At 71.0% G+C, this 26517-nt stretch carries 24 protein-coding genes and 1 pseudogene; 12 read left to right on the plus strand and 13 right to left on the minus strand.

Annotated elements, in window-relative coordinates; translation table 11 throughout:
- The first annotated feature begins 95 nt into the window (after positions 1-95).
- On the plus strand, positions 96-1427 hold the full coding sequence (locus AB0P41_RS22835) for a DUF2637 domain-containing protein (RefSeq protein ID WP_365933804.1): 1332 nt from the start codon (positions 96-98) through the stop codon (positions 1425-1427).
- 66 nt (positions 1428-1493) lie between these two features.
- Here AB0P41_RS22835 and lysS read toward each other — a convergent pair whose 3' ends face one another.
- Complete coding sequence (gene lysS, locus AB0P41_RS22840) at positions 1494-3251, minus strand: lysine--tRNA ligase (RefSeq protein WP_356709973.1); 1758 nt, start codon at positions 3249-3251, stop codon at positions 1494-1496.
- A gap of 147 nt (positions 3252-3398) precedes the next feature.
- Here lysS and argS point away from each other — a divergent pair, with 147 nt between their 5' ends.
- Positions 3399-5168 (plus strand): arginine--tRNA ligase, encoded by a 1770-nt coding sequence (gene argS, locus AB0P41_RS22845; RefSeq protein WP_365933806.1) that lies wholly within the window; start codon positions 3399-3401, stop codon positions 5166-5168.
- Positions 5169-5239: 71 nt separating this feature from the next.
- Here argS and AB0P41_RS22850 read toward each other — a convergent pair whose 3' ends face one another.
- Positions 5240-5725 carry a carboxymuconolactone decarboxylase family protein gene (locus AB0P41_RS22850; RefSeq protein ID WP_356709977.1) on the minus strand — a complete coding sequence of 162 codons (486 nt, stop codon included), beginning with the start codon at positions 5723-5725 and terminating at the stop codon, positions 5240-5242.
- A gap of 175 nt (positions 5726-5900) precedes the next feature.
- On the opposite strand from AB0P41_RS22850, the gene AB0P41_RS22855 reads away from it, so the two are divergent.
- Positions 5901-6836: an RNA polymerase sigma-70 factor gene (locus AB0P41_RS22855; protein WP_365933807.1), complete on the plus strand. Its 936-nt coding sequence runs from the start codon at positions 5901-5903 to the stop codon at positions 6834-6836.
- A gap of 45 nt (positions 6837-6881) precedes the next feature.
- Here the strand turns inward: AB0P41_RS22855 and AB0P41_RS22860 are convergent, their stop codons facing one another.
- Complete coding sequence (locus tag AB0P41_RS22860; RefSeq protein ID WP_365933809.1) at positions 6882-8345, minus strand: helix-turn-helix domain-containing protein; 1464 nt, start codon at positions 8343-8345, stop codon at positions 6882-6884.
- A 393-nt stretch (positions 8346-8738) separates the two neighbouring features.
- Between AB0P41_RS22860 and AB0P41_RS22865 the strand changes: the two genes are divergently transcribed.
- A complete protein-coding gene (locus AB0P41_RS22865; RefSeq protein ID WP_365933812.1) occupies positions 8739-9470 on the plus strand; it encodes a DUF4232 domain-containing protein in 732 nt (243 codons plus the stop codon).
- 130 nt (positions 9471-9600) lie between these two features.
- Positions 9601-10257 (plus strand): Type 1 glutamine amidotransferase-like domain-containing protein, encoded by a 657-nt coding sequence (locus tag AB0P41_RS22870; protein ID WP_365933814.1) that lies wholly within the window; start codon positions 9601-9603, stop codon positions 10255-10257.
- On the opposite strand, the gene AB0P41_RS22875 is transcribed toward AB0P41_RS22870, so the two are convergent.
- The gene (locus AB0P41_RS22875; RefSeq protein ID WP_356709988.1) at positions 10251-10976 is read right to left on the minus strand and encodes a helix-turn-helix domain-containing protein; all 726 of its coding nucleotides are present in this window, start codon (positions 10974-10976) and stop codon (positions 10251-10253) included. The two genes, AB0P41_RS22870 and AB0P41_RS22875, sit on opposite strands and share 7 nt — an antisense overlap.
- 223 nt (positions 10977-11199) lie before the next feature.
- On the opposite strand from AB0P41_RS22875, the gene AB0P41_RS22880 reads away from it, so the two are divergent.
- Genes AB0P41_RS22880 through AB0P41_RS22890 form a run of 3 tightly spaced genes read left to right on the plus strand, consistent with a single transcriptional unit; the run spans position 11200 to position 13666 of the window.
- Positions 11200-11871 (plus strand): DUF4097 family beta strand repeat-containing protein, encoded by a 672-nt coding sequence (locus AB0P41_RS22880; RefSeq protein ID WP_365933816.1) that lies wholly within the window; start codon positions 11200-11202, stop codon positions 11869-11871.
- Between the two features lie 11 nt (positions 11872-11882).
- Complete coding sequence (locus tag AB0P41_RS22885; protein WP_356709992.1) at positions 11883-12884, plus strand: ATP-binding cassette domain-containing protein; 1002 nt, start codon at positions 11883-11885, stop codon at positions 12882-12884.
- Positions 12881-13666, plus strand: coding sequence for an ABC transporter permease (locus AB0P41_RS22890; protein WP_356709994.1), 786 nt, complete (start codon positions 12881-12883; stop codon positions 13664-13666). The genes AB0P41_RS22885 and AB0P41_RS22890 overlap by 4 nt, the downstream gene beginning before the upstream one ends.
- 92 nt (positions 13667-13758) lie before the next feature.
- Here AB0P41_RS22890 and AB0P41_RS22895 read toward each other — a convergent pair whose 3' ends face one another.
- The 3 genes and pseudogenes from AB0P41_RS22895 to AB0P41_RS22905 all read right to left on the minus strand — a co-directional run bounded on the left by AB0P41_RS22895 (position 13759) and on the right by AB0P41_RS22905 (position 16074).
- Positions 13759-14199: a glutaredoxin domain-containing protein gene (locus AB0P41_RS22895; RefSeq protein ID WP_365933818.1), complete on the minus strand. Its 441-nt coding sequence runs from the start codon at positions 14197-14199 to the stop codon at positions 13759-13761.
- A gap of 45 nt (positions 14200-14244) precedes the next feature.
- Positions 14245-14684 (minus strand): annotated as a pseudogene (locus AB0P41_RS22900) (crosslink repair DNA glycosylase YcaQ family protein); the annotation flags it as partial.
- A gap of 106 nt (positions 14685-14790) precedes the next feature.
- Positions 14791-16074, minus strand: a complete 1284-nt coding sequence (locus tag AB0P41_RS22905) for a lipase (RefSeq protein WP_365933820.1) — start codon at positions 16072-16074, stop codon at positions 14791-14793.
- A gap of 170 nt (positions 16075-16244) precedes the next feature.
- Here AB0P41_RS22905 and AB0P41_RS22910 point away from each other — a divergent pair, with 170 nt between their 5' ends.
- Positions 16245-16595: a hypothetical protein gene (locus tag AB0P41_RS22910; RefSeq protein ID WP_356710002.1), complete on the plus strand. Its 351-nt coding sequence runs from the start codon at positions 16245-16247 to the stop codon at positions 16593-16595.
- A gap of 92 nt (positions 16596-16687) precedes the next feature.
- Here AB0P41_RS22910 and AB0P41_RS22915 read toward each other — a convergent pair whose 3' ends face one another.
- On the minus strand, positions 16688-17392 hold the full coding sequence (locus tag AB0P41_RS22915; RefSeq protein WP_356710004.1) for a hypothetical protein: 705 nt from the start codon (positions 17390-17392) through the stop codon (positions 16688-16690).
- Positions 17393-17673: 281 nt separating this feature from the next.
- Between AB0P41_RS22915 and AB0P41_RS22920 the strand changes: the two genes are divergently transcribed.
- From AB0P41_RS22920 to AB0P41_RS22930, 3 genes are read left to right on the plus strand one after another with little or no spacing between them, the layout of a single operon-like run.
- On the plus strand, positions 17674-18507 hold the full coding sequence (locus AB0P41_RS22920) for a type II CAAX endopeptidase family protein (RefSeq protein ID WP_365933823.1): 834 nt from the start codon (positions 17674-17676) through the stop codon (positions 18505-18507).
- Entirely contained in the window at positions 18504-19658 is a 1155-nt protein-coding gene (locus AB0P41_RS22925; RefSeq protein WP_365933824.1) for a histidine kinase, read from the plus strand. Before AB0P41_RS22920 ends, AB0P41_RS22925 begins: the two co-directional genes overlap by 4 nt.
- Positions 19655-20314 (plus strand): response regulator transcription factor, encoded by a 660-nt coding sequence (locus AB0P41_RS22930; protein WP_356710010.1) that lies wholly within the window; start codon positions 19655-19657, stop codon positions 20312-20314. Before AB0P41_RS22925 ends, AB0P41_RS22930 begins: the two co-directional genes overlap by 4 nt.
- A gap of 9 nt (positions 20315-20323) precedes the next feature.
- Here the strand turns inward: AB0P41_RS22930 and hemB are convergent, their stop codons facing one another.
- The 5 genes from hemB to AB0P41_RS22955 form a co-directional block, all read right to left on the minus strand.
- Positions 20324-21319, minus strand: coding sequence for a porphobilinogen synthase (gene hemB, locus AB0P41_RS22935; protein WP_365933827.1), 996 nt, complete (start codon positions 21317-21319; stop codon positions 20324-20326).
- A 130-nt stretch (positions 21320-21449) separates the two neighbouring features.
- On the minus strand, positions 21450-23117 hold the full coding sequence (locus tag AB0P41_RS22940) for a bifunctional uroporphyrinogen-III C-methyltransferase/uroporphyrinogen-III synthase (RefSeq protein WP_356710031.1): 1668 nt from the start codon (positions 23115-23117) through the stop codon (positions 21450-21452).
- A complete protein-coding gene (gene hemC / locus AB0P41_RS22945) occupies positions 23114-24100 on the minus strand; it encodes a hydroxymethylbilane synthase (RefSeq protein ID WP_356710034.1) in 987 nt (328 codons plus the stop codon). Before hemC ends, AB0P41_RS22940 begins: the two co-directional genes overlap by 4 nt.
- Positions 24097-25587: a glutamyl-tRNA reductase gene (locus AB0P41_RS22950; protein WP_356710036.1), complete on the minus strand. Its 1491-nt coding sequence runs from the start codon at positions 25585-25587 to the stop codon at positions 24097-24099. Before AB0P41_RS22950 ends, hemC begins: the two co-directional genes overlap by 4 nt.
- Positions 25584-26369 carry a redox-sensing transcriptional repressor Rex gene (locus AB0P41_RS22955; RefSeq protein WP_356710037.1) on the minus strand — a complete coding sequence of 262 codons (786 nt, stop codon included), beginning with the start codon at positions 26367-26369 and terminating at the stop codon, positions 25584-25586. Before AB0P41_RS22955 ends, AB0P41_RS22950 begins: the two co-directional genes overlap by 4 nt.
- Positions 26370-26517 lie beyond the last annotated feature (148 nt).

Here is a 26517-nt window from a genome sequence, read left to right on the forward strand (position 1 = left end):
CCCCACGCAACACGCCCGGCGGGCATGTGCCAGGCTGTGCGCGCGCCGGGTGCCGAAGTGGAGCCGGTTCATCGAAGTCGGGAGGGGATTCGCGGGTGGCCGCCATGCAGCTGACACGCACACACCGCGTGCTCATCGGGGTCGTCGTCGCCGGGGCCGTGCTCATCGCCGCTATCGGTTTCGCGGGCTCGTACGCCGCCGTGCGCGAACTCGCGGAGGAGAAGGGCTTCGGCGAGTTCTCCGTCGTCTTCCCGATCGGCATCGACGCGGGCATCTGCGTCCTGCTCGCGCTGGACCTGCTGCTGACGTGGATGCGCATCCCCTTCCCGCTGCTGCGTCAGACCGCCTGGCTGCTGACCGCGGCGACGATCGCCTTCAACGGCGCCGCCGCCTGGCCCGACCCGCTCGGCACCGGCATGCACGCGGTGATCCCCATCCTGTTCGTCGTCGCCGTCGAGGCCGCACGGCACGCGGTCGGCCGGATCGCGGACATCACGGCCGACAAGCACATGGAGGGCGTCCGCCTCACCCGCTGGCTCCTCTCCCCCGTCCCCACGTTCAAGCTGTGGCGCCGGATGAAGCTGTGGGAGCTGCGCAGTTACGAGCAGGTCATCAAGCTCGAACAGGACCGGCTGATCTACCAGGCCCGCCTCCAGGCCCGCTTCGGCCGCAACTGGCGGCGCAAGGCTCCCGTCGAGTCGATGATGCCGCTGCGCCTGGCGAAGTACGGCGTCCCGCTCGCCGAGACCGCCCCGGCCGGCCTCGCCGCCGCGGGCATCGAGCCGGCCCTGCTGCCGCCCGCCCCGGCAGCCGTGGCGGCGGTGGAGGCCGTGGAGGCCGAGCAGCAGCACCCCCAACTCCCGTACGCCCCGCAGCCGCAGGAACAGCGGCAGCAGCCGTATCCGCAGCAGGACCGGTACGACCCGGCCGACCAGCAGCAGTACCCCCACGAGGACCCCGGCGCGCACGACAGCCCCTGGTTCGCGACCTCCAGGGTCCTGGACGAGACGTACGAGGGCGCGTACGACCCGGAGTACGACGAGGGCATGGACCCCGCTCCGGTGATGGTCCCCTCGGGTGCCGGGAACCGGACCCGCCCGCTCGGCGACGTGGGCACGATCGGCGCGTTCCCGCACCCCCGCCCGGCCGGACCGGAACCCGCGGAGCAGCCGGAGCAGGAGGCCGCCCAGGAGGCGGACCCGGCCGAGTGGGCCGAGGACGAGGCCCAGTTCAGCAAGCTCGCGTACGAGGCGTACGCCGAGTACACCCACCAGTACCAGACCCACCCGAGCGCGGAGGCGCTCGACATAACCCTGTCGGACGTCCACAACGTCCACCACCCGCGCAGCGCCGCGCTCCTCCGCCGGCTGCTGCCCGGCTTCAAGCAGCGTTTCGACAACGAGATGGCCGCCGACCACATCGCGTAGGGGCGGAAGCGGACAGAGGAAACGGGCGGCCTGCTGAGCGGGCCGCCCGTTCTCCTGTCCGTGGTGCTACGCGCCGAGCAGCGTCCGCACCCGGTCCGCTCCGACCGCCAGGAGGAGCGTGGGCAGGCGCGGCCCGGTGTCGCGGCCGACGAGCAGCCGGTACAGCAGGGCGAAGAAGGAGCGCTGGGCGACCTTCAGCTCGGGTGTCGGCTTCGCGTCGGGCTCCAGGCCCTCCAGCACCTTCGGCACGCCGTAGACGAGCGTGGTCAGGCCGTCCAGCGACCAGTGCGAGTCGAGCCCTTCCAGCAGCAGCCGCAGCGACTCACGGCCCTGCTCGTCCAGGGAGCCCAGCAGCTCCTTGTCCGGCTCGTCGCGGACGATGGTGCGGGCCTCGGCCGGCACCTGGGTGGTGATCCAGTTCTCGGCGCGGTCGAGCCGGGGCCGTGCCTCGTCGAGCGAGGTCAGCGGGTTGTCCGGGTCGAGCTCGCTGAGGATGCGCAGCGTCTGGTCCTCCGCGCCGGCGGTGATGTCGGCGACCGAGGCGAGCGTGCGGTACGGCAGCGGGCGGGGGGTGCTGGGCAGCTCCCCGGCGGCCGTGCCGATGGCCCGGGCGTAGGCGGCGGCGTCGGCGGGCAGCACCGTGCCGTCGGCCACCTTGCGGGCCAGCGAGTCCCACTCGTCGTACAGCCGCTGGATCTCCTGGTCGAAGGCGATCTTGAAGGACTGGTTCGGCCTGCGGCGTGCGTACAGCCAGCGCAGCAGCGGCGCCTCCATGATCTTCAGGGCGTCGGCCGGGGTCGGCACGCCGCCCTTGCTGGAGGACATCTTCGCCATGCCGGAGATCCCGACGAACGCGTACATCGGTCCGATCGGCTGGACGCCGTCGAAGACCTCGCGGACGATCTGGCCGCCGACGACGAAGGAGGAGCCGGGCGAGGAGTGGTCGACGCCGCTGGGCTCGAAGATCACGCCCTCGTAGGCCCAGCGCATCGGCCAGTCGACCTTCCAGACCAGCTTGCCGCGGTTGAACTCGTTGAGCCGGACCGTCTCGGCGAAGCCGCAGGCCGAGCAGGTGTAGTTCAGCTCGGTCGTGTCGTCGTCGTAGGACGTGACGACGGTGAGGTCCTTCTCGCAGTTGCCGCAGTAGGGCTTGTACGGGAAGTATCCGGCGGCGTTCGAGCTGCCGTCGTCCTCGTCCGCCGCGCCGGAGCCCTCGGCGGCCTCCAGCTCGGCCTCGTCGACCTTCTTCTGCTGCGGCTTCTTGCCCTTCGCGCCCGCCGTACCGTCCTTCTTGGTGCGGTAGCGGTCCAGGACGGCGTCGATGTCGGCCCGGTGCCTCATCGCGTGCAGGACCTGCTCGCGATAGGTGCCCGCCGTGTACTGCTCGGTCTGGCTGATGCCGTCGTACTCGACGCCGAGCTCGTCCAGGGCCTGGGTCATCGCGGCCTTGAAGTGCTCCGCCCAGTTCGGGTACGCGGATCCGGCCGGGGCGGGCACCGAGGTCAGCGGCTTGCCGATGTGGGCCTGCCAGGAGTCGTCGACCCCTTCCACGCCGTTCGGCACCTTGCGGTAGCGGTCGTAGTCGTCCCAGGAGATCAGGTGGCGCACGGTGTGGCCGCGGCGGCGGATCTCGTCGGCGACCAGGTGCGGGGTCATGACCTCGCGGAGGTTGCCCAGGTGGATCGGGCCCGACGGGGAGAGCCCGGACGCGACGACGACCGGTTTGCCAGGCGCACGTCGCTCCGATTCGGCGATGACATCGTCCGCGAAGCGGGAGACCCAGTCGGTCTCGGTGCTGCTCTGACTCGAAGCCACGGTCGGCACGTCCTTCTCTCGTGTAGGACTCGTAGGGGCGATCCCCATCAGGGGCACTGCCATTCTCCCAGGTACGGCCCGCAGCGCGAAAACGGCTTTACACCCCGTGGGATACTGGAGTGATCCTTTGTCTCCTACGGAAACGGCAGCCGGCTCATGGCTTCGGTCCCTTCCCTCGCTTCCACGCTCCAGCAGCAGCTGGCGGACGCCCTGACGGCAGCTCTGCCGGATGCCGGCACCGCGGACCCGCTGCTGCGCCGAAGCGACCGGGCCGACTTCCAGGCCAACGGGATCCTCGCGCTCGCCAAGAAGCTCAAGGGCAACCCGCGCGAGCTCGCCTCCCAGGTCACCGCGGCCCTTCCGGCGGGTGAGCTGGTCAAGGACATCGAGGTGTCGGGCCCCGGCTTCCTCAACGTCACGCTCACCGACCGGGCGATCATCAGCACGCTCGCCGCGCGGGCCGCCGACGGCGACCGGCTCGGCGTCCCGGTCAAGGCTGACGCGGGCACCACCGTCGTCGACTACGCCCAGCCGAACGTGGCGAAGGAGATGCACGTCGGCCACCTGCGGTCGGCGGTCATCGGTGACGCGATGGTCCAGATCCTCGAGTTCACCGGCGAGCACGTCGTCCGGCGCCACCACATCGGCGACTGGGGCACCCAGTTCGGCATGCTCATCCAGTACCTCTTCGAGCACCCGGACGAGCTGAAGCACGAGGGTGGCCAGGCGGACGGCGAGGCGGCGATGTCGTCGCTGAACCGTGTCTACAAGGCGTCGCGGGTCCTGTTCGACTCCGACGAGGAGTTCAAGGCGCGCTCCCGTGACCGGGTGGTGGCCCTCCAGGCCGGCGACCCGGAGACGCTGGCGCACTGGCAGCGCTTCGTCGACGAGTCGAAGATCTACTTCTACTCCGTCTTCGACAAGCTCGACATGGAGATCGACGACCCCGACATCGTCGGCGAGTCCGGTTACAACGACATGCTCGAGGAGACCTGCCGGATCCTGGAGGAGACGGGCGTCGCCGTCCGCTCCGAGGGCGCCCTGTGCGTGTTCTTCGACGATGTGAAGGGCCCGGACGGCAACCCGGTCCCGCTGATCGTCAAGAAGACCAACGGCGGCTACGGCTACGCGGCGACCGACCTCTCCGCGATCCGCAACCGGGTGCAGGACCTCAAGGCCGACACCCTGCTCTACGTCGTGGACGCCCGGCAGTCCCTGCACTTCAAGATGGTCTTCGAGACGGCCCGCCGCGCCGGCTGGCTGAACGAGGGCGTCAAGGCGCACCAGCTCGCCTTCGGCACGGTCCTGGGCAAGGACGGCAAGCCGTTCAAGACCCGTGAGGGCACCACCGTCCGGCTGGAGGACCTTCTCGACGAGGCCGTCGAGCGGGCCACCGCGGTGGTCCGGGAGAAGGCCGACAAGGTGGGCCTGACCGAGGACGAGATCGTCGAGAACGGCCGGTACGTCGGAGTCGGCGCCGTGAAGTACGCGGACCTGTCGACCTCCGCCGTACGGGACTACAAGTTCGACCTGGACCAGATGGTGTCGCTCAACGGCGACACCTCGGTCTACCTCCAGTACGCCTACGCCCGGATCCGCTCCATCCTGCGCAAGGCGGGTGACGCCAAGCCCGCCGCGCACCCGGAGCTGGCCCTGGCTCCGGCCGAGCGCGCGCTGGGTCTGCATCTGGACCTGTTCGGCGAGGTCCTGGCCGAGGTCGCCGAGGGGTACGAGCCGCACAAGCTGGCCGCGTACCTCTACCAGCTGGCCTCGCACCTGACCACGTTCTACGACCAGTGCCAGGTCCTCAGCGACGAGAACACCCCGGAGGTCGTCGAGAACCGGCTGTTCCTCGTGGAGCTCACCGCCCGCACCCTGCACCAGGGCATGAAGCTGCTCGGCATCAGGACGCCCGAGCGCCTCTGACCCTCCGGCTGCCGCACGGGCCCGGCCGGGATCACTCGATCCCGGCCGGGCCCGTGCGCGTTCCCACCCGGTCAGTCGAACGCCGCGGCGAAGGCGCCGGGCTCGTAGGAGCCCCCCTTCAGGTGCGTGATCACGGCGAGCCGGTTGGCCGCGTTCATCAGGGCGACGAGGGAGACCAGCGCGGCGACCTGGTCGTCGTCGTAGTGCTTGCGCACCTGGGCCCAGGTCTCGTCGGAAACCCCGGGCTGGGCGTCGGCGAGCCGCGTGCCCTCCTCGGCGAGCGCCAGCGCCGCCTGCTCGGCCTCGGTGAACACGGTGGACTCGGCCCAGGCGGCGACCAGGTGCAGCCGGGCCGCGGTCTCGCCGGCGGCCGCCGCCTCCTTGACGTGCATGTCGATGCAGTGCCCGCAGCCGTTGATCTGGCTGACGCGAAGCGACACCAGCTCCTGCGTGGCCTTCGGCAGCGTCGACTGCTGGACCACCAGGCCCGTGCCGGCGAACCGCTTGGCGAACTTCATACCGGTCTCGTTCTCGAACAGGTTGAACCGTGCGTCCATGACGTCGTCCTCACTCGTGGTTGCTGCACCGGGACGAACACGAGATGCCGCCGGCGCGCCCCCTGTGACGGGACGCCCCTGTGACTTGAATCACCGTCGGCCGATGTCACGGAGCGGCGTTCGCCGGCGTCTTGTGCGCGTGGCACCGTCGACAGCGAACAGGCAGGAGCAGCCGGTGGAGAGCGAGCGAGCGCACACCAGGGACACGGCCGGGCAGCCCGCCGGTGAGGGCCGCGCCGACCCCGCGACCGAGGCGTTCGTCGCCCACCGCAATCTGCTGTTCACCGTCGCCTACGAGATGCTCGGCTCGGCCGCCGACGCGGAGGACGCCCTCCAGGAGACCTGGCTGCGGTGGGCGGACGTCGACCTCGGCACGGTGCGCGACCCCCGGGCGTACCTCGTCCGGATCGCCACGCGGCAGGCGCTGGGCCGGCTGCGCACGCTCGGCCGCCGCAAGGAGTCCTACGTCGGCACCTGGCTGCCCGAGCCGCTGCTCACCACGCCCGACGTGGCGGACGACGTCGAGCTGGCCGACAGCGTCTCGACGGCGATGCTGCTGGTGATGGAGACGCTCACACCGGCCGAGCGTGCGGTGTTCGTGCTGCGCGAGGTGTTCGCCCTCGATTACGGGGAGATCGCCGAAGCCGTGGGCAAGAGCCCCGCCGCGGTCCGCCAGACCGCCCACCGGGCGCGGTCCCACGTCGCGGCGCGCCGCCCGCGCGGGACCGTCTCCCCCGCCGAGACCCGGGGCGCGCTCGACGCGTTCAGGCGCGCCGTGGAGACGGGCGATCTGCAGGGCCTGCTCGACGTCCTCGCCCCCGACGCCGTTCTCCTCGGGGACGGCGGAGGGGTCAGGCAGGCCGTCCTCCGGCCCGTCGTGGGGGCCGACAAGGTGGCCCGCCTGCTGATCGGCGGGCTGGGCAAGGCCACCGCCGTGTCGCTGCGGCCGGCACACGTCAATGCCTGCCCGGCGCTGGTCGTCAGGCTCGGCGGTGCGCTCGACACCGTGGTGACCGTACGCGTCGACGACGGCCTCATCACCGGGCTCTACGCCGTCCGCAATCCCGAGAAGCTGACGCGCATGGAGCAGGAGACCGTCCTGAGCCGCTGAGACCGCGGCCGGGCCACCCCGTGCCCGGCCGTCACCGCCCGGCCGTCACTGATCTTCCGGGCCCCACTCCTCCGGGACCCACTGTGCCGTGTCGGAACGGTAGTAGTACGACGGCCGGGCCGTGAGGCTGCTCGTACGGAAGGGCTTGCCCCCGTCGTCGATGCGCAGCATCCCGCTCCTGCCGCCGCTGGTCCACTCCAGCTCCAGGTACCAGGTGACGTCGTGCCCCTCCACGTGCGCGTCGAGGTGGAAGACCTCGACATCGGTGGAGCTCACCCGGTACGGGAAGTCCTTCGCGGGGACGGTGACACCGGCGTCCTCGCCCGCGACGGGCTTCGTCCGGGGCCGGCTGTCGTCCAGGTCGATGTCGAAGGTCTGCGGTGTGATGCCTCCCCCACAGCCGCTCCCCATCGAGTACGCGCCCCAGGCGAGCGGCGCGTTGCGCCCCAGCACCCGTACGTGCAGCCCGTTCAGCACGACCGCCTCGCCGGACGTCCCCTGGAGGGTGAGTGCGAGCTTCATGTCACCCCCGTCCACACCGTCGAGGACCCGCGCCCACCCACGGGCGTCCTGAGGCGCGGGCACCGGAGGCAGGTCGTCGGGAGCCTGGTCGAACAAGTAGTACTGCCCGCAGGGCGACTCCCAGTTGTACGAACTGATGGTCGCGTGCACGGGTACGCCACCACCGCTCTCCTGACGGCGCGAGGACGGCGAAGGCTTGACGCTCTTCCCGGCGGCCGTCGGCGAGGAGGCGGTCCGGCTGGGCTCGGTGGACGGGCCGGCGCTCTTGCTGGGCTTCGCGCTGCCGCTCCCCTTGCCGGTGGGCACGACCGGCGAGAGGCTGAGTCCCGCATCCGCCCGTTTGTCGTCCGAGGGCTCGTCGTTCCCGAGGCCGCGGACCGCGACGGCGGCGGAAACGGTGAGTGCCACGACCGCCACCGCGGTGAACAGGACGCGCAGCTTCCTGCTGGTGCGGCGACGCGGAGCGGGTACGTCGCCGGTGCCCGGCCCCTGGGGTGTCACATCCTCCGGAACGGATTCCGTTCCGGGTCGCGACGGAGGTTCCGCTTCTCCCTGGGGAGTGGCGCCGTCGACGCGTGCGGGCCCGGGGACCGCCGGCTCGGACGCGGTGGGCTCGGGGTCCGTGTGGGCGGGAGCGGGTGCCGGAGCGGGTGTGATTGACGCGTCGGGCCCGCCGGACGCGTCCGGCTGGTCGGGTGACCCGTCGGCAGTGCCCGCCGCCTGCGGCTTCCGGGGCGCCCGCCGCCTCGCCTCGTCGGCCAGGATCCACTTCCGGTGAAGGGTCATCAACTCCTCGGAGGAGGCCCGGCACACCCGCGCGAACCGCTCGACGGGCGCGTAGTCATGGGGAACGGCGTCACCGTTGCAGTACCTGTGCACGGTCGAGGTGCTCATGTGCAGCTTCTGGGCGAGCGCCCCGTAGCTGAGCCCGGACCTCGCCTTCAGCTCCCTGAGCAGTGCCGCGAAGTCCTGGATCTCTGTGCCCACCTCGACCGTTCCCCTTCCATGCGTTCCCGGAGCGCGTTCCAGGGACGTGGTATCCGCGCAGGTCAGAGTACGTGCAGACGTTCCAGCGTCCCGCATGCCCGGCCAGCCGTTGCACCGGGAATCCGGGCCTGGACAAGATGTGGACACACCGCGGCGTTCCCCGCGATCCGTACATCCCACCCTCGTCAGTCCCGGGAGCCGCCATGCGTACTCGACCCGCGCTCAGCCTGACCGACGCAGTCGCCGCAGCAGTACTGATCGCCTGCATCACAGTCGTCATCGCACTCCTGCAAAACCTCTGATCACGCGTCACCGACCAGTAGACCCGCCCGCACATCAGGGTGCCAAACGGCGCCCCGGGCACGTACCGCCTTCGAACGGGGAGAACCTCTCATGCGTAACCTTCACTTCCGCCGCGCCGCCCGCACGTCCGTCCTGGGCACCGCCGCGCTGATCGCCGCCCTGTCCCTGACGGCCTGCCAGGGAGGCGACCCCGCAGCGGCGGACAGCTCCGACGGCTCGGTGTCCCAGAAGCCCGGCGCCGGCACCTCGGCGGTCCCGGCATCGGACACGGACGCCAAGCCGGACGCGAAGACGGCTGGAAACTCCGGCACTTCCGGCTCCGGTTCGGATGCCGCCAAGGATTCCGGTTCCGCGGCCCCGAAGCAGCAGGGCAGCGACGCGGACGGCGACAACGGCGCGACCCGGACCACCTGCACCGGTGAGAACACCAAGCTGACGATCACCGACGTCCAGCGCCCCGTCAATCACATGCTGCTCACCGTGACCAACACCGGCTCGAAGGCGTGCAACGCCTTCTACTACCCGGTCCTGCGCTTCGGCGAGGCGCAGTCCGTGCCCCCGGTCGTCGAGGACAGCAAGCCGCAGGCCGTCGTCACCATCGCACCCGGTGAGTCCGCCTACGCCGGGATCATGACGTCGTCCGCCGACGGCAGCGGCACGGGCGGCTACTCCGCCGAGGACCTGGCCGTGGGCTTCCTGGACGCGGAGTCGGGGTCCGCCGGTGACATGGTGAACGTCCCGCTGTCCAAGGACGTGTACGTCGACAGCACGCTGACCGTGACGTACTGGCAGACCGAGATGGACGACGCCCTGATGTACTGACCCTCCAGGCACTGACGCGCCGTCATCGACGGCTCGTCCACGGAGCACCTTCGCGACGGGCGTGACACCGCAGACCGGTGTCACGCCCGTTCGCCCGTGTCAGGGCCTACCGCGCCGTTACGGTCCACGGATGCGTATGTATCTTTCGTCCTTCCGCACCGGGGACCACCCGGAGCAGTTGCTGGCACTGCTGCGCCGGCCGCCCGCCTCCGGCGTGGCGGTCGCGGTGATGGCCAACGCGGTCGACGCACTGCCGGCCGGCGAACGCGAAGCAGCGGTCGAGCGGGAGTTCGGGGCGCTTTCCGGGCTCGGGCTGCGGCCGGCCGAGCTCGACCTGCGCGCGTTCTTCGGGCGCCCCGCGGAGCAGGTCGCGGCCGCTCTCGCCCGGTACCCCCTGGTCTGGGTCCGCGGCGGCAACGTGTTCGTCCTGCGCCAGGCCATGGCCCGCAGCGGGGCCGACCGGGCCCTGGTCAGCCTCCTGCGGCAGGACGCTCTCGTCTACGGGGGCTACAGTGCCGGCGCATGCGTCCTGGCCCCCGGTCTCCGGGGCCTGGAGGCGTGCGACCCTCCGGAGGCGGTGGCCACCGCGTACGGGGACGTGGCCCGCTGGGACGGGCTGGCCCTCCTCGACCACGCGGTGGTGCCCCACATCGATTCGCCCGGGCACCCGGAGACGGAGATCCTCGGCACCGTGGCCGACCGGTACCGGGCCGAAGGCGTCCCCCACCTGACCCTGCGCGACGGCCAGGCCCTCGTGGTCGACGGAACCGCCACCCGCGTCTACTGACCGGACGAGTCCGGTCCGGTGTGGAGGACGTCACGGGCCTGGTCGGCGGCGCGCATGATCCCCTCGGTGACGAACGCCATGAAGCGGGCGATGTTCTCGAGGCGGGTGGCGGCCGGGGTCCCGGCGCCGAGGACGCCGACACCCTGCTCCGCGGTCTCGACTATCTGGGCGCTGGACCGGGCGCTGGCGGCCATCGACTGGTACCAGACGTCGTTGTCGACGACGTAGCGGTCACGGCGGCGTTCGTCCCGCTCCCGCCGGATGAAGGCCTGCTCCTCCAGGTACGCGACCGCCTTGGAGACGGACGCCGGGCTGACCTGGAGGCGCTGGGCGAGCTCCGACGCGGTGAGGGTGCCCGTGTCGGTGACGACGAGGCAGACGAGTACCCGGGACATCATCTTGGGCATGCCCGACTGCATGAGGACGGTGGTGAACACCTCCTCGAACGCGAGCACCGCCTCGGCGTCGCGCCCACCGGCCGCCCGGGGCTCCTGAGCCCCCCGGCGCGCGGCCTGACTCTGCCGGGTGGCCCGGTGCCCGGTGGCGCGGTGGGCGACATCGGCGCGGTAGGCGGTGGGCCCTCCGTTACGCATCACCTCGCGCGTGACCGTGGAGGTCGGACGGTCGAGGCCTCTGGCGATCTCCGCGTAGGCGAGGCCGTCGGCCAGTCCCAGAGCGATCTGCTGGCGTTCCTGCTGGGTGAGTCTGCCTCCGGGCATCGCGATGGCTCCTTCGTGGTCCGTGAGAACGCCAGCATAGCGTTCACCTCCACTCCATTGCAACGCAACGGGGGCCGTTCGTTGCATTAGGCTCAAGCCCATTGCAATGAAATCCCCTCATCTACCTGCAATAACAGGGTTGATGCGCAACAAACTCATTGCCCGTTCAGTGAATGCAACGTAGCGTTTCTCTCATCGGAAACACGAACCGAAGGAGCACACGATGCAGACGTTCACCACCCCCGCCCCCGTCGCGGCCATCCTCGACATCCCCGCGGGACGCATCCAGATCATCGCTGCGGACCGGCCCGACACCACGGTCGAGATCCTGCCCGCGAACGCCTCGAAGAGCCGCGACGTGAAGGCCGCGGAGCAGACCGAGGTCGCCTACAGCGACGGGGCCCTGCGCATCGAGGCACCGGCAGCGACGAACCGGGTCCTCGGCAGCTCCGGATTCGTCGAGATCACCGTCCAGCTGCCCGCCGGCTCCCGCGTCGAGGCGAGGTCGGCCAGCGCCGAGGTCCGGGGCGTCGGACGGCTCGGCGACGTCACCCTCGACAGCGCGCAGGGCTCGGTCAAGCTCGACGAGACCGAAGGTGCCCGCCTCACCCTCCAGGCAGGCGACATCACCGTCGGCCGTCTGGGCGGCCCCGCACAGATCAGCACCCTGAAGGGCGACCTCCGCATCACCGAGGCCGTACGCGGCTCGGTCACGTTGCGCACCGAGTACGGCGAGATCTCGGTCGGCGCCGCCCGTGGGGTCTCCGCCACCCTCGACGCGGGCACCAGCCTCGGCCGGATCCGCAACACGCTCAAGAACTCGGACGGCGCCGCCGCCGCCCTGAACATCCACGCGACCACCGCCCACGGCGACATCACCGCCCGCAGTCTCTGAGGAGCTTTCCCATGACCAACTCGGCCATCGCAGCACACGGACTGCGCAAGTCGTACGGTGACAAGACCGTCCTCGACGGTATCGATCTGGTCGTCCCGGCCGGGTCCGTGTTCGCGCTGCTCGGTCCGAACGGCGCGGGCAAGACCACCGCCGTGAAGATCCTCTCCACCCTCGTCTCCGCCGGCCCGGGCACCGGCGCCGTCCACATCGGCGGCCACGACCTGGCCACCGCACCCCAGGCCGTCCGCGCCGCGATCGGCGTCACCGGGCAGTTCTCCGCGGTCGACGGGCTGATCACCGGCGAGGAGAACATGCTCCTCATGGCGGACCTGCACCACCTCTCCCGCACCGAGGGCAAGCGGATCACCGCCGAACTCCTGGAACGCTTCGACCTGGTCGAAGCGGCGAAGAAGCCGGCCCAGAGCTACTCCGGCGGCATGAAGCGCCGCCTGGACATCGCCATGACCCTCGTCGGCAACCCGAGAATCATCTTCCTCGACGAACCCACCACCGGCCTGGACCCCCGCTCCCGCCACAACATGTGGAACATCATCCGCGAACTCGTCTCCGACGGCGTCACCGTCTTCCTCACCACCCAGTACCTGGAAGAAGCCGACGAACTCGCCGACCGCATCGCCGTACTCAACGACGGAAAGATCGCCGCCCAGGGAACCGCCGAAGAACTCAAGCGGATGATCCCCGGCGGACACGTCCGGCTCCGCTTCACCGACCCCGACGCCTACCGGACCGCCGCCGACGCCCTGGGCGAGGTCACCCTCCCCCACGCTCTCGGCTCCGCTCGAGCAGGGGGCGCCCCCACCGACGACGCACTCGCACTCCAGATCCCCAGCGACGGCAGCCAGCGCCAACTGCGCTCCATCCTCGACCTGCTCGACACGAAGGGTGTGGACGCCGACGAACTCACCGTCCACACCCCCGACCTCGACGACGTCTTCTTCGCCCTCACCGCCGGCACCACCATCCCCCACCAGCCCAAGGAGAACGCCCGATGAGCACCCTCTCCCTCGCCGTACGCGACTCGTCCACCATGCTGCGCCGCAACCTCCTGCACGCCCGGCGCTACCCCTCCCTCACCCTGAACCTGCTGCTCACCCCGGTCATGCTCCTGCTGCTCTTCGTCTACATCTTCGGGGACACGATGAGCGCCGGCATCGGCGGCGGCGACCGCTCCGCCTACATCGCCTACATCGTCCCCGGCATCCTGCTCATGACCATCGGCTCCACCGTGGTCGGCACCGCCGTATCGGTCTCCACCGACATGTCGGAAGGCATCATCGCCCGCTTCCGGACGATGGCCATCCACCGCGGCTCCGTCCTCTTCGGACACGTCGCCGGCAGCGTCCTGCAGGCCATCGCGAGCGTCGTCCTCGTCGGCGCCGTCGGCGTCGCCATGGGCTTCCGATCCACGGACGCCACCCTCCTGGAATGGCTCGCCGCCATCGGACTCCTCGCCCTGGTCTCCCTGGCCTTCACCTGGATCGCCGTCGGCATGGGCATGGGCAGCCCCAACGCGGAGGCAGCCAGCAACAACGCCATGCCGCTCATCCTCCTGCCCCTCATCTCCAGCGCCTTCACCCCGGTCGGATCCATGCCGGGCTGGTTCCAGCCGATCGCCGAGTACCAGCCCTTCACCCCGGCCATCGAGACCCTGCGAGGACTCCTCCTCGGCACCGAGATCGGCAACAACGGCTGGATCGCCGTCGCCTGGTGCCTGGGCCTCACCGTCCTCGGCTACCGCTGGTCCAAGGCCCAGTACGACCGCGACCCCAAGTAGCCGTCATGACAGCGCGGGCCATGACCCGCACCGCGACCCGCCCGAGGCGGCGTACACCGGCAACACGCCGGAGTGCGCCGCCTGTTCGTCTGTCAGCCCCCGGACGAGGGAAGCTGCTCGCGGACCCACACGTGGCCAGGGTTGACGTGCGGCCGGCCCGCCACGAAGACGGTCGGCACCGTCTCGTCGCCGCCGTTGGCCTCCCTCACCACTGCCGCACCGGCCGGGTCACGCCAGATGTCGACCCAGTGCAACTGACGAGCCCTGCGGCCCAGCCGGAAGCGCAGACGCATGCAGTACTTACAACCCGCCCGCCAGTAGACGACCGGCTTGCCGTCGACCGCGCTACGCCGCTGGGCCTCCAGCGCACCGACCGGCTTCGGGAAGAGCAGCGGCGAACTCGCCCCAGCAAGCAGTACGAACACCAGGAGGAACACCGCGGCTTGGACAGGACTCCCCTGAAGGATCTGGCCGATCGCGATGACCGAGCCACACAACACCAGCAGTATCGGCAGTTTCCACGCACGCATCATGAAGACGCAGGCTATCCGGAACCGGGAGCATCCAGCGGCCGGCCGTCAGCCCTTGACGATCACACGCTCGGCACCCGCTATCCCCTTGTCCCACCAGTGCCCGTAACGCCCGTAGACCGCCGGATCGCGGTCGGCGAGCAGCGCCGCCAGGCTCTCCGCCTCCTCGGTCAGGCCCTGCCGGGCCGCCCTGCCGAGCGCACGGAAGGCGGTCAGTTCGAGGCCGCCGCCCACCGCACGCCACACACCGACGACCTGACCGTCGACGAGCAGACAGGCAGCACGTCACCGTTGCGCCGCACGACCAGCGAGCGGTACTCCTCGGGCACGATGCGGCCGGCGCCGGCGTGGGACAGCAGCGTGCTGTCCCACATCGGCAGCAGCCTCGGCGGCGCCGGGGTGTCCTCCGCCGGCACGGTGGCGTCCGCCAGGTCGTACAGGACGGCGCGGCCGGGGAGGGCGCAGACCCGGCGCACCGCCTCCGCGACGTCGAGACGCCGTCGTTCGAGGAGGAGCTGTCTGTCCAGGGTGGCCAGCGCGAGCTGTCGCACGGTAAGGCTCATGGGCGGATTATGCCGTCGGCCCCGGCCGGCGTCAGCAGTTCCGCAGCTCCGCGAACCAGCGGACGATCTCCGGCACGGCCGCCACGTTGGACCCCAGGTGGCGGGACCCCTGGTGATCGACCGCGCCGAGGTCGACGACCGGGGCGTCCACGCCGTTCCGGTCCAGAGCCGCCCGGCAGTACTCCGTGTTGGCGGTGACGGCTTCCTTGTCCCCGGAGGCCATGTACAGCCGGACCGGGGCGTCCGGCACCCAGTCGGTGCACACGGCGTCCGTCGTACGGAACGCGTCCGCCAGTGCGCCTGTCGGATGCGCCAGGACCTCACGCCCCCGGGCGGTGAGCAGTTCGTCCACGCTCCCCGGGGTGCCACGCATCAGCTCCTCCCCCGTGTGCGTGCCGTCGAACAACTCCTCGATCCCGTCGGCGTAGTCCTCGTCGAAGACCTCGCGGGGACTGTCGTAGATGTGGTGGAGCCGGTCGAAGGCCACCAGCGTGTACGCCGCGTACACCGCGCCCGGCTTCCCCTCCACTTCGCCACTGAGCAGTGCGGGCAGCTCCGTACCTCCGAAGTCGTACGCCCCGCTGACCGGCGCCAGCGCGCCCAGTCTGAACCACCGGTCCTCGCCCGCCTCCAAAGCCCTGCCAAGGCCCAGAGCCGCCGAAGCGCCCTGCGAGAAGCCCGTGGCCAGGACGTCTCGCTCCAGCGCGTGGCCCGTGCGGGGAGCGAAGGCGCGGGCGGCGCGCAGCATGTCCAGGGACGCCGTGGTCTCCGAGCCGATGTCCATCCATGGGTGCAGACCGGGTCCCTTGCCCATGCCCAGGTAGTCGGGCGCGACCCCTGCCGCGCCCGCCGCCGCGTACGCGATGACCGGGGCGGACACGAACGCGGCGCGCTGCATGGACGGCGAGTCGTTCTTGTGGCTGCCTGTGCCGTGCGCGAAGGAGACCGCTGCCAGCCGCCGCTCGTCCGTGAGCGGCAGCACGAACAGCCCGCTGGCCGTCGTGGGGCGACCGTGCACGTCGACGGTCCGGTGGACGAGCCTGTACGCGACCACGCCGTGCCGGACGGTGTCACCCGCGAACCCGGCCTCTGCCAGTTCGGTGGCCACATCCTCCGGGGTGGCGAGCGTGTACAGCTTCTCGACGGACACCAGCGTGCCCCGCCCCTGGTGCTGGGCCTGCGCGTGCGCGGCCGGCGGTGCGGCTGCGGCCACCGCAGTTGCGGGCCCGCCAAGCAGGAGCACGGCGCAGATGGCGGCCAGGGGCGCCCTCAGGCGGGCCCGGGCCGACTTCGACGGTGTTGCCGGGACAGTCATGGAGTCTCCCAAGTCATCGCGACGTGTGACCCGTTCAGCCTCACAGCGGGCGCGCGGTTCCACACTGGAGCGGCCCACCGGACGCCCCGGGGGTTGTCCCCCACCGGTCGGACGCAGTCTGAGTACGAGCGCTCATGTGCGGTGCTGCTCCGCCGCGTTGACTCGTACGTATGTCGGAAGACCTTCATAACCCCCGCTCCCCGCACGCCTGGGCCGGGCCGCTGATCTCCACGCTCGTCACCCTGCCCGCAGCGGCCCTCGCCCTGCTCTTCGGCGGCCTGTCCCCCATGGCGTGCGACTCCTGCAACGGCGCACAGGCCGACCGCTTCACCGACTCGTGGAACGCGGGTTGGGCCGTGCTCTGCACCGGCCTGGTGCTGTCCCTGATCGTCCTCGTGGCGAGCTGGGCCCTGCCCTGGCGTCAACGGCAGGCCGCGGCCCGGGCACTCCTCTCCCTGGCCGCGCCCGCCGCCGTCCTCACGGCCTACGTGGCGTTCACGGCCCTGGTCGACTGGCCGTAGCGGACCCGTAACGCCCGTCGTTGGGAGAGCACGGACAGGAATCGGGCGGAAAGTGGCGGTTGAGCCGTCCGCAATCTCCCAATGACCCCTGGTCAGGGCACGCGGTTGGCGCACTTCGCAGGAGTCAGTACAGCGCCCGGCGGCAGTTCGTCGGGGTGCCGGCCGGGCACCCGCAGGCACGCCTCGGAGGAGCCTTCCGTCGGCGGGTACTCCAGAACGAGGCCACCCAGCACGGTGACGGCACCGGCACCATGCATCTCCGCCGCGTGCACACCTCCGGGGAAGTGGCCGGCCAGTAGGCCGAAGGCAGCCGAATCGCCCGTTTCAGCCACGCATTCACGGATCTCGAAGCGCCAGTGCGCGGACGCGTCGGCCAGCAGCCATTTCCCCCTCCTGCCCAGCCCCGGGAGGACATCGGCACGCTCTCGCAGGCGGTGGGCGAGAGCGCAGCAGAGGGGCATCTCCGTGCCGCCAGGAGCGTCCATCCGCGTGTACCCGGCCTGTGGACGGAAGGACAGTGCCTCATCGAGCAGTGCCAGCGCGGTGTCCCGGGCTGCCGGGTGCCCCCGCTCAGCGATGTCCAGAAGCAGCGGTGCCGCCACCACGGCCGCTGGGAACACCGCGCCGCTGTGGTCGTGCACGAGCCCGCCGCCCCCGAGTTGCGAGCCTGCCTCTGCCGCCTGCACCAGGTTCGTCGCCTCGGACAGGGCGCGGAGACCACGGGCTGCGCGATCGGGTTCGTACCAGTCGGGATGGCCCGGCACGGAGTCCCAGGCGACCGCGTCGACAGCGTCCATCACGGCAGCATCCTCGCACGCGGCCGCCCAACGCCGTGAGGAGCGCCGAGAAGAGCGTCGGACACGGGCGGTACGGGTGCGGGCAGGGGCCTTCAGCGTGTCCGGCGGACCGGCCACGTACGGGCGCACGTCCCGTTCGGCCGGCCGGGTCGTCCACGGCTCCTGTCCCCCGTGCGAGCTACGCGCAGGTGTCCACCGTGAGGTGACGATCGCGGAACGCCGGATCCGTAGCGTTCGAGGCACCGCGGCACTCCGGCCGCGGACCCGCAGAAGGAGCGTTCATGAGGTTCGTCTGGCAGCTGTTGGCCGTCGTGGTGGTCGCCATGATCGGCGGTCAGGTCGTCGCCGCCGTGGGGGACAATCCCTGGCTCCAGCTCGTCCTGGGACTCCTGACCTCCGTACTCGCCGTACTCGTCTACGGATGGGTGGTGCGGAAGACCGAGAACCGCCCGTCCACCGAGGTGGCCCGCAAGGGCGCCGAGGCCGCGATCGGCCGGGGGATGCTGATCGGCGTCGCGATGTTCGGTGCCGTCATCACGAACATCTACGTCAACGCGCACTACGAGATCAACGGCCTGGGCTCGGTCACCGGCGCCATAGGGCTGGTCGGCTTCATGGCGGCCGCCGCCGTGACGGAGGAACTGCTCTTCCGTGGCGTCCTGTTCCGCATCATCGAGGAGCGCACCGGCACCTGGATCGCGCTGACGCTGACCGCGCTGCTGTTCGGCGCCGTGCACCTGCTGAACCCCGACGCCAGCCTGTGGGGCGCCCTCGCCATCGCGATCGAGGCCGGTGGCATGCTCGCCGCCGCCTACGCCGCGACCCGCAACCTGTGGCTGCCGATCGGCCTGCACTTCGGCTGGAACTTCGCGGCGGCCGGCATCTTCAGCACCGCGGTCTCCGGCAACGGCACTTCGGAGGGACTGCTGGACACCATGACGTCGGGCCCGACCTGGGTCACCGGCGGCGACTTCGGACCGGAAGGCAGCGTGTACGCGGTGCTGTTCGGCGCGCTGGCGACGATCGGGTTCATGTGGCTGGCCCGCAAGCGCGGCAACCTGGTGCCCCGTCGGCGCGCCGACCGGGTCGCCGCCACCACTACACTTCCCCGGTGACCGGACTAGCGCGGATCCAGAAACTGCGGCGCCGACCGGACGCCGCCCTCTGGTACGCCCCGCTGGCCCTGCTGATCCTCGCCGCGTCGATCCTGCCGGGTTTCCGGAACAACGGCACGGAGCTCGGCGGCCTCCCGAACCGGCCCTTCGACGCCCTGGCGATCGTGGCGATCGCCCTCCAGTGCCTCCCGCTCGCCGCGCGCAGGCGGTGGCCCGTCAGCTGCTTCGCCGTGGTGTCGATCGGCTTCGCCCTGGACCAGCTCCGCGGCTACCACACGCTCGCGGGCACCGCGCTGCCCATCGCGCTGATCAGCGTGGCGTCCCTCCTGGAACACCACCGGCGGGCCACCGCCCTCGTCATCTCCGCGGCGTACGTCCCGCTGGCGGTCGCACTCCACCGGGTCGGACCGGGCGACCCGCCGAGCGAGTTCGTGACGTTCTACCTGGCCATCGCACTCGCCTGGGCCGTCGGGATATGGCTCCGCGACACCCGGGCCCTGGAGGCCGAGCGCCGCAGCCGCGTCGCCGAGGACACCCGCACCGCCGAACGGGCCCGCATCGCCCGCGAACTCCACGACGTCGTGACCCACCACGTGACGGCCATGGTCGTCCAGGCCGAGGCGGCACGCTATCTGACCGCCGCACCCGACCGCCTCGACCAGAGCCTGACGGCCGTCACCGACACCGGGCGGCGGGCCATCACCGACCTGCGGCACCTGCTCGATCTGCTCAACCCCGACCACGGCACCGAGCCCAGGACACCGCCCGCCGGCCGGCTCCTCACCCTCGTCGAGCAGACCCGGCGGGCCGGGCAGCCCGTGGAGTTCACTGAGGAGGGCACACCGGCCGAATCGTCCGGCAGCGCCGACCTCGTGGCCTACCGGGTGGTGCAGGAATCACTGACGAACGCCCTCAAGTACGCTCACGGCAGCCGCACTTCGGTCCGGGTGTGTCATGGCGAGAAGGAGATCACCGTGGAGGTCGGCACGGACAGCTCCGGCTCGCGGACGGCCGGACTCTCCGGGAGCGGGCGCGGCCTGGCCGGCCTCCGCGAACGGGTCGACGTCCTCGGCGGCGACTTCAGCGCGGAGAAGCAGAAGGACGGCGGCTTCACCGTCCGGGTCCGCATACCCGCCGGGAGCCCCTCGTGACCGAGCCGATCCGCGTACTCATCTGCGACGACCAGGTCCTGATCCGCACCGGGCTGTCGACGATCATCGACGCGCAGCCCGACCTCGAGGTCGCGGGCGAGTGCGGGGACGGGCGGACCGCGGTCGACCTCGCCGCGAAGGTGAGTCCGGACGTCGTGGTCATGGACATCCGCATGCCGGTCCTCGACGGCATCGCGGCCACCCGCCTGCTGGCCGGCGCCGGAGTGCCGCACCCCGTGAAGGTGCTCGTGGTGACCACGTTCAACCTGGACGAGTACGTCTACGAGGCGCTGCGCGCCGGCGCCAGTGGTTTCCTCCTCAAGGACGCCCCGCCGGACCGGCTGCTCCACGGCATCAGGACCGTCGCCGCCGGCGCGGCGCTCCTGGACCCCGAGGTGACCCGCCAACTGGTCGGCCGGTACGCCGCGCGGATCCGGCCCACCGAGGACAAGAGCCCCGGCATCCCGCTGACCCCCCGTGAGCTGGAGGTCCTGCGCCTCATCGCGGACGGCCTCTCCAACAACGAGATCGCCGCGTCCCTCGTGATCAGCCGGGAGACGGTCAAGACCTTCGTCTCACGCATCCTCACCAAGCTCGGACTCCGCGACCGCGTCCAGGCGGTGGTCTACGCCTACCGCCAGGGCCTGGTGTCCTGAGGGCCCCGATCAGCGCCCCAGCCTCTGCGCGACCTCCGTCGCCCAGTACGTCAGGATCATCCGCGCACCCGCGCGCCGGATGCCCGTCAGGCTCTCCAGGATCGCCGCGTCCCGGTCGATCCAGCCCTTCTCCGCGGCGGCCTCGATCATCGCGTACTCACCGCTGATCTGGTACGCCGCGACCGGCACGTCCACCGCGTCGGCGACCTTGGCGAGGATGTCCAGGTAAGGGCCGGCCGGCTTGACCATGACCATGTCGGCGCCCTCCTCCAGGTCCAGGGCCAGCTCGCGCAGCGACTCGCGGATGTTCGCCGGGTCCTGCTGGTACGTCTTGCGGTCACCCTTGAGCGAGGAGCCCACCGCCTCACGGAACGGCCCGTAGAACGCCGAGGAGTACTTCGCGGTGTAGGCGAGGATCGACACGTCCTCGTGGCCCGTCTGGTCCAGCGCGTCCCGGATGACACCGACCTGGCCGTCCATCATGCCGCTGGGGCCCACCACATGGGCTCCCGCGTCGGCCTGGACCTGGGCCATCTCGGCGTACCGCTCCAGCGTGGCGTCGTTGTCGACGCGGCCGTCCCCGGTCAGCACGCCGCAGTGCCCGTGGTCGGTGAACTCGTCCAGACAGAGGTCGGACATGATCACCAGGTCGTCCCCGACCTCTTCGCGCACCGCCCGCAGCGCGACCTGGAGAATGCCCTCCGGATCGGTCCCCGCCGTGCCCCGCGCGTCCTTCTTCTCGTCCAGCGGGACGCCGAAGAGCATGATCCCCGAGACACCGGCCGCGACCGCGTCGACGGCGGCCTTCCGCAGCGTGTCCAGGGTGTGCTGCTGCACACCGGGCATGGCCGAGATGGCGACCGGGGCGTCGATGCCCTCACGTACGAACGCGGGCAGGATCAGATTCGCCGGGTCGAGCCGGGTCTCGGCGACCATGCGCCGCATGACGGGGGTCGTCCGCAGCCGGCGGGGCCGCGAGCCGGGGAAGTTTCCGTAATCGGTCATCCTTCGAGACTAGACCCGTACACATCACCGGTTTACCGACACCCGAGCCGGAAAAAGCGGAGGGACGACGGACAGCGGGCCCGGCCGCTCCGCGAGGGAGCAGCCGGGCCCGCACATCCGTCCACGGCCCTCAGGTCGTCGAACGACGCCGTCTCGCACCCGGACGGCGCTCGCTCGGCCGGGTCACCGGGTCACCGGCCTCCTTCGCCGCGTCCCGGCGCTGTGCGCCGAAGTCCGCCAGCGCCTGCGCCAGCTTGTGGACCGACGGCTCCGGGGACAGCACGTCGACCCGCAGGCCGTGCTCCTCGGCGGTCTTCGCCGTGGCGGGACCGATGCACGCGATCACCGTGACGTTGTGCGGCTTGCCCGCGATACCGACGAGGTTGCGGACGGTCGAGGACGAGGTGAAGAGCACCGCGTCGAAACCGCCGCCCTTGATCGCCTCCCGGGTCTCGGCAGGCGGCGGCGAGGCGCGGACCGTGCGGTACGCGGTGACGTCGTCGACCTCCCAGCCCAGCTCGATGAGCCCGGCCACCAGCGTCTCCGTGGCGATGTCGGCACGCGGCAGGAACACCCGGTCGATCGGGTCGAAGACCGGGTCGTACGGAGGCCAGTCCTCCAGCAGACCCGCCGCCGACTGCTCACCGGACGGCATCAGGTCCGGCTTCACACCGAAGTCGACCAGCGCGGCGCCGGTCTGCTCACCGACGGCCGCGACCTTGATCCCGGCGAAGGCACGGGCGTCGAGCCCGTACTCCTCGAACTTCTCCCGCACGGCCTTCACCGCGTTGACCGAGGTGAAGGCGATCCACTCGTAGCGGCCCGTGACCAGGCCCTTGACCGCCCGCTCCATCTGCTGGGGCGTCCGCGGCGGCTCGACGGCGATCGTCGGGACCTCGTGCGGCACGGCACCGTACGAACGCAGCTGGTCGGAGAGGGACGCCGCCTGCTCCTTCGTACGCGGCACGAGCACCTTCCAGCCGAACAGCGGCTTGGACTCGAACCACGCGAGCTGGTCGCGCTGGGCGGCGGAGCTGCGCTCCCCGACCACGGCTATGACGGGCAGGTGCCCGTCCGGCGACGGGAGGACCTTCGCCTGCTTCAGGACCTGGGCGATCGTCCCGAGGGTCGCGGTCCAGGTCCGCTGGCGGGTCGTCGTCCCGGCGATCGTGACGGTGAGCGGGGTGTCGGGCTTGCGGCCCGCCGAGACCAGCTCACCGGCGGCCGCGGCCACCGAGTCGAGCGAGGCGGACACGACGGCCGTCGCGTCGCTCGCGCCGACCTCGGACCAGCAGCGGTCCGACGCGGTACGGGCGTCGACGAAGCGGACATCGGCGCCCTGCGCGTCACGCAGCGGCACACCTGCGTACGCGGGTACACCGACCGCGTTCGCGATGCCGGGCACGACCTCGAAAGGCACACCCGCGGCAGCGCAGGCGAGCATCTCGGCACCCGTGTTGCCGTCCAGGCCGGGGTCGCCCGTGACGGCGCGCACCACCCGCCTGCCGCCCTTCGCTGCCTCCATGACAAGATTGGCGGCATCCCTGAGGACGGGTACTCCGGCGGGTGTTGACGCCATGTCAACAACCGTCATCTCAGGCGTGCTTACCCCTGCCCGTGCATGGCAGCGAACGACGTCGAGAACGTCCGGTTCCGCTACAAGGACGTCCGCGCTCGCGAGCGCCTCGACAGCGCGCAGAGTCAGCAGTCCCGGGTCGCCGGGACCGGCGCCGAGGAAGGTGACGTGCCCTGAGGACAGGACAGGGAAGTCGGATACGACAGGGCCGGTGGGGCTCAAAGTGCTCGCTCCCCCATAAGACCGGCCGCACCCTTGGCAAGCATCTCGGCCGCGAGCTCGCGACCGAGGGCCGCCGCGTCGTCGTGCGACGTGGGGACGGGACCGGTGATGGACAGCTGCACCAGGGAAGTGCCGTCGGTTGAACCGACGACACCGCGCAGGCGCAGTTCGTTGACAACCTGCCCGTCGGCCAGGAGGTCGGCCAGCGCACCCACAGGTGCGGAACAGCCGGCCTCCAGGGCGTTGAGCAGGGCGCGCTCGGCGGTCACGGCGACCCGGGTGTACGGGTCGTCGAGCTCGGCGAGGGCTGCGGCGAGGTCCGCGCTGCTTTCAGCGCATTCGATCGCCAGTGCTCCCTGGCCGGGAGCGGGCAGGACGGTGTCGACCGGCAGGAAGCCGGTGACCTCGTCCGTGCGTCCGAGGCGGCTGAGCCCGGCGGCGGCGAGTACCACCGCGTCCAGCTCCCCGCTTCGTACGAATCCGATGCGCGTATCGACGTTGCCGCGGATGGCGACGGTCTCTATCTCGAGACCGTGCGCTCGGGCGTACGCGTTGAGCTGCGCCATACGGCGCGGCGAACCGGTGCCGATGCGGGCGCCGGCCGGCAGCTGCTCGAAGGTCAGCCCGTCCCGTGCCACCAGCGCGTCGCGCGGGTCCTCGCGCACCGGCACGGCGGCCAGCACGAGACCCTCGGGCTGCGTGGTCGGCAGGTCCTTGAGCGAGTGGACGGCGAAGTCCACCTCGCCGCTCAGCAGCGCCTCACGCAGGGCGGCGACGAACACACCGGTCCCGCCGATCTGCGCCAGGTGCTCCCGGGAGACGTCCCCGTACGTGGTGATCTCGACGAGCTCGACGGCACGCCCGGTCACCTCGCGGACCGCGTCGGCGACCATGCCGGACTGCGCCATGGCGAGCTTGCTGCGCCGGGTGCCTAGCCGGAGCGGTGTGGTGGTCTCCCCGCCCAGGGGTGAGTTGTCGGTCATGACCGCCCTCTATTCGGGTCGTTCAGGTCTGCCCGGGAGACGGCGGCCACCGTCTGCGGGTCGAGGTCGAAGAGTTCCCGCAGCGCATCGGCGTACCCGGCGCCGCCGGGCTCGCTGGCGAGCTGCTTGACCCGCACGGTGGGCGCGTGCAGGAGCTTGTCGACGACGCGGCGCACGGTCTGCGTGATCTCGGCGCGCTGCTTCTCGTCCAGGTCGGGGAGGCGCCCGTCGAGCCGCGCGATCTCGCCGGCCACCACATCGGCGGCCATGGTGCGCAGGGCGACGACGGTCGGGGTGATGTGCGCGGCGCGCTGGGCTGCTCCGAAGGCGGCCACCTCGTCGGCGACGATGGTGCGCACCTGGTCCACATCGGCGGCCATCGGGGCGTCCGCGGACGCCTCGGCGAGCGACTCGATGTCGACGAGGCGCACACCGGCGACGCGGTGCGCCGCTCCGTCGATGTCACGCGGCATCGCGAGGTCGAGCAGGTGGAGCCGGGCGGGGCCGGTGGAGGCCGGACGTACGGGAACCCGGCGCACGGCCCGGTCCTGTGCGGCAGCGGTGGCGGAACCGTTCTCCACCCACGCGGCGTGCTGGTCCAGCTCGTCGGCCACGGCGGCGGGGGCGGCGGCCGCCCGCTCCGCGGTGTCGAACTCGACGCCGAGCGCACCGGCGACGGCCTCCGCGCTCAGCACGAGACCTGTCGCGCCCGTACAGGACACCACGACATCGGCACGTGTCAGTTCACCCGCGACGCCGTCCATCTCCACGGCGCGCGCCGTCGGGACACCGGCCTGGCCGAGGATCTCGACGAGCCGGTCGGCACGCGCCCGGGTCCGGTTGGCGACGACGATCTCGTCGACGCCCGCACGGGCCAGCGTCGCGGCGGCGAGCGAGGACATCGAGCCCGCGCCTATCACCAGGGCGCGCTTTCCGGCCGCCCACTCGGTGACCTCGGCGCCGTCGGCCAGCTGCTCGAGACCGAAGGTGACGAGCGACTGCCCGGCACGGTCGATCCCCGTCTCGCTGTGGGCGCGCTTGCCGACCCGCAGGGCCTGCTGGAAGAGGTCGTTCAGCAGCCGGCCGGCGGTGTGGAGCTCCTGCCCCAGCGCGAGCGCGTCCTTGATCTGGCCGAGGATCTGGCCCTCACCGACGACCATGGAGTCCAGCCCGCACGCCACCGAGAAGAGGTGGTGGACGGCACGGTCCTCGTAGTGCACATAAAGATAGGGAGTGAGCTCGTCCAGCCCGACGCCGCTGTGCTGCGCGAGGAGGGTGGACAGCTCGGCGACGCCCGCGTGGAACTTGTCCACGTCCGCGTACAGCTCGATGCGGTTGCACGTGGCCAGGACGGTGGCCTCGGTCGCGGGTTCCGCGGCGAGGGTGTCCTGAAGCAGCTTCGTCCGGGCCTCGACCGCCAGGGCGGCCCGCTCCAGCACGGAGACGGGGGCGCTGCGGTGGCTCAGTCCTACGACCAGGAGGCTCATGCCGGCATCACTGCGGGCATGTCCCCGTCAGGTCCCTTCCGGCCGGTGGGCGTGGCGCGCATCGGCGGCGCCTCGTCGTCCTCGGCGTCCACACCGGCCCTGCCGTCGGCAGCGGCCTCCTCGCCGGCCTTGCGCTGCTCGTGGAAGGCGAGGATCTGGAGCTCGATCGAGAGATCGACCTTGCGTACATCGACACCGTCGGGCACGGAGAGCACCGTCGGCGCGAAGTTCAGGATGGAGGTCACACCCGCGGCGACGAGCCGGTCGCAGACCTGCTGGGCCGCACCGGGCGGAGTGGTGATGACACCGATGGACACACCGTTGTCGCTGATGATCCGGTCCAGGTCATCGGTGTGCTGGACGGCGATCCCGGCCACGGGCGTACCCGCCATGGCGGGGTCGGCGTCGATCAGCGCGGCGACCCGGAAACCACGGGACGCGAAACCGCCGTAGTTGGCGAGTGCGGCGCCGAGGTTACCGATGCCGACGATCGCGACCGGCCAGTCCTGGGTGAGCCCCAGTTCGCGCGAGATCTGGTAGACGAGATACTCGACGTCGTACCCGACACCACGCGTGCCGTAGGAGCCCAGGTAGCTGAAGTCCTTGCGCAGCTTGGCGGAATTGACTCCCGCCGCCGCGGCGAGTTCCTCGGACGAAACCGTGGGGACCGAGCGCTCGGAGAGCGCTGTCAGTGCGCGGAGATACAGCGGAAGCCGGGCGACGGTGGCCTCGGGAATTCCTCGGCTACGGGTCGCCGGTCGGTGAGTTCGGCCAGTTGCCACGGTGCTCCTGCGGGATGAGCGGGGCTGCAGGCGGCCGTATGTCCTATGACCGCCCCGTCGACAGCAGGCTATGTCTTTGTGAACGCGTGCACAAAGATAGTGTCCGTTTTGTCTGGTCAAAGTGACCGGGGTCACGCATATTCCCTGC

This window comes from Streptomyces sp. NPDC079167, from assembly GCF_040686735.1.
In the GTDB taxonomy this organism is placed as follows: Bacteria; Actinomycetota; Actinomycetes; order Streptomycetales; family Streptomycetaceae; genus Streptomyces.

Excerpts from the sequence above, each read along its gene's own strand:
- argS (WP_365933806.1), top strand. The coding sequence starts at position 3,399 with ATGGCTTCGGTCCCTTCCCTCGCTTCCACGCTCCAGCAGCAGCTGGCG.
- AB0P41_RS22850 (WP_356709977.1), bottom strand. The coding sequence starts at position 5,725 with ATGGACGCACGGTTCAACCTGTTCGAGAACGAGACCGGTATGAAGTTC.
- AB0P41_RS22865 (WP_365933812.1), top strand. The coding sequence starts at position 8,739 with ATGCGTAACCTTCACTTCCGCCGCGCCGCCCGCACGTCCGTCCTGGGC.
- AB0P41_RS22870 (WP_365933814.1), top strand. The coding sequence starts at position 9,601 with ATGCGTATGTATCTTTCGTCCTTCCGCACCGGGGACCACCCGGAGCAG.
- AB0P41_RS22875 (WP_356709988.1), bottom strand. The coding sequence starts at position 10,976 with ATGCCCGGAGGCAGACTCACCCAGCAGGAACGCCAGCAGATCGCTCTG.
- AB0P41_RS22880 (WP_365933816.1), top strand. The coding sequence starts at position 11,200 with ATGCAGACGTTCACCACCCCCGCCCCCGTCGCGGCCATCCTCGACATC.
- AB0P41_RS22885 (WP_356709992.1), top strand. The coding sequence starts at position 11,883 with ATGACCAACTCGGCCATCGCAGCACACGGACTGCGCAAGTCGTACGGT.
- AB0P41_RS22890 (WP_356709994.1), top strand. The coding sequence starts at position 12,881 with ATGAGCACCCTCTCCCTCGCCGTACGCGACTCGTCCACCATGCTGCGC.
- AB0P41_RS22895 (WP_365933818.1), bottom strand. The coding sequence starts at position 14,199 with ATGATGCGTGCGTGGAAACTGCCGATACTGCTGGTGTTGTGTGGCTCG.
- AB0P41_RS22905 (WP_365933820.1), bottom strand. The coding sequence starts at position 16,074 with ATGACTGTCCCGGCAACACCGTCGAAGTCGGCCCGGGCCCGCCTGAGG.
- AB0P41_RS22910 (WP_356710002.1), top strand. The coding sequence starts at position 16,245 with ATGTCGGAAGACCTTCATAACCCCCGCTCCCCGCACGCCTGGGCCGGG.
- AB0P41_RS22915 (WP_356710004.1), bottom strand. The coding sequence starts at position 17,392 with ATGGACGCTGTCGACGCGGTCGCCTGGGACTCCGTGCCGGGCCATCCC.
- AB0P41_RS22920 (WP_365933823.1), top strand. The coding sequence starts at position 17,674 with ATGAGGTTCGTCTGGCAGCTGTTGGCCGTCGTGGTGGTCGCCATGATC.
- hemB (WP_365933827.1), bottom strand. The coding sequence starts at position 21,319 with ATGACCGATTACGGAAACTTCCCCGGCTCGCGGCCCCGCCGGCTGCGG.
- hemC (WP_356710034.1), bottom strand. The coding sequence starts at position 24,100 with ATGACCGACAACTCACCCCTGGGCGGGGAGACCACCACACCGCTCCGG.
- AB0P41_RS22950 (WP_356710036.1), bottom strand. The coding sequence starts at position 25,587 with ATGAGCCTCCTGGTCGTAGGACTGAGCCACCGCAGCGCCCCCGTCTCC.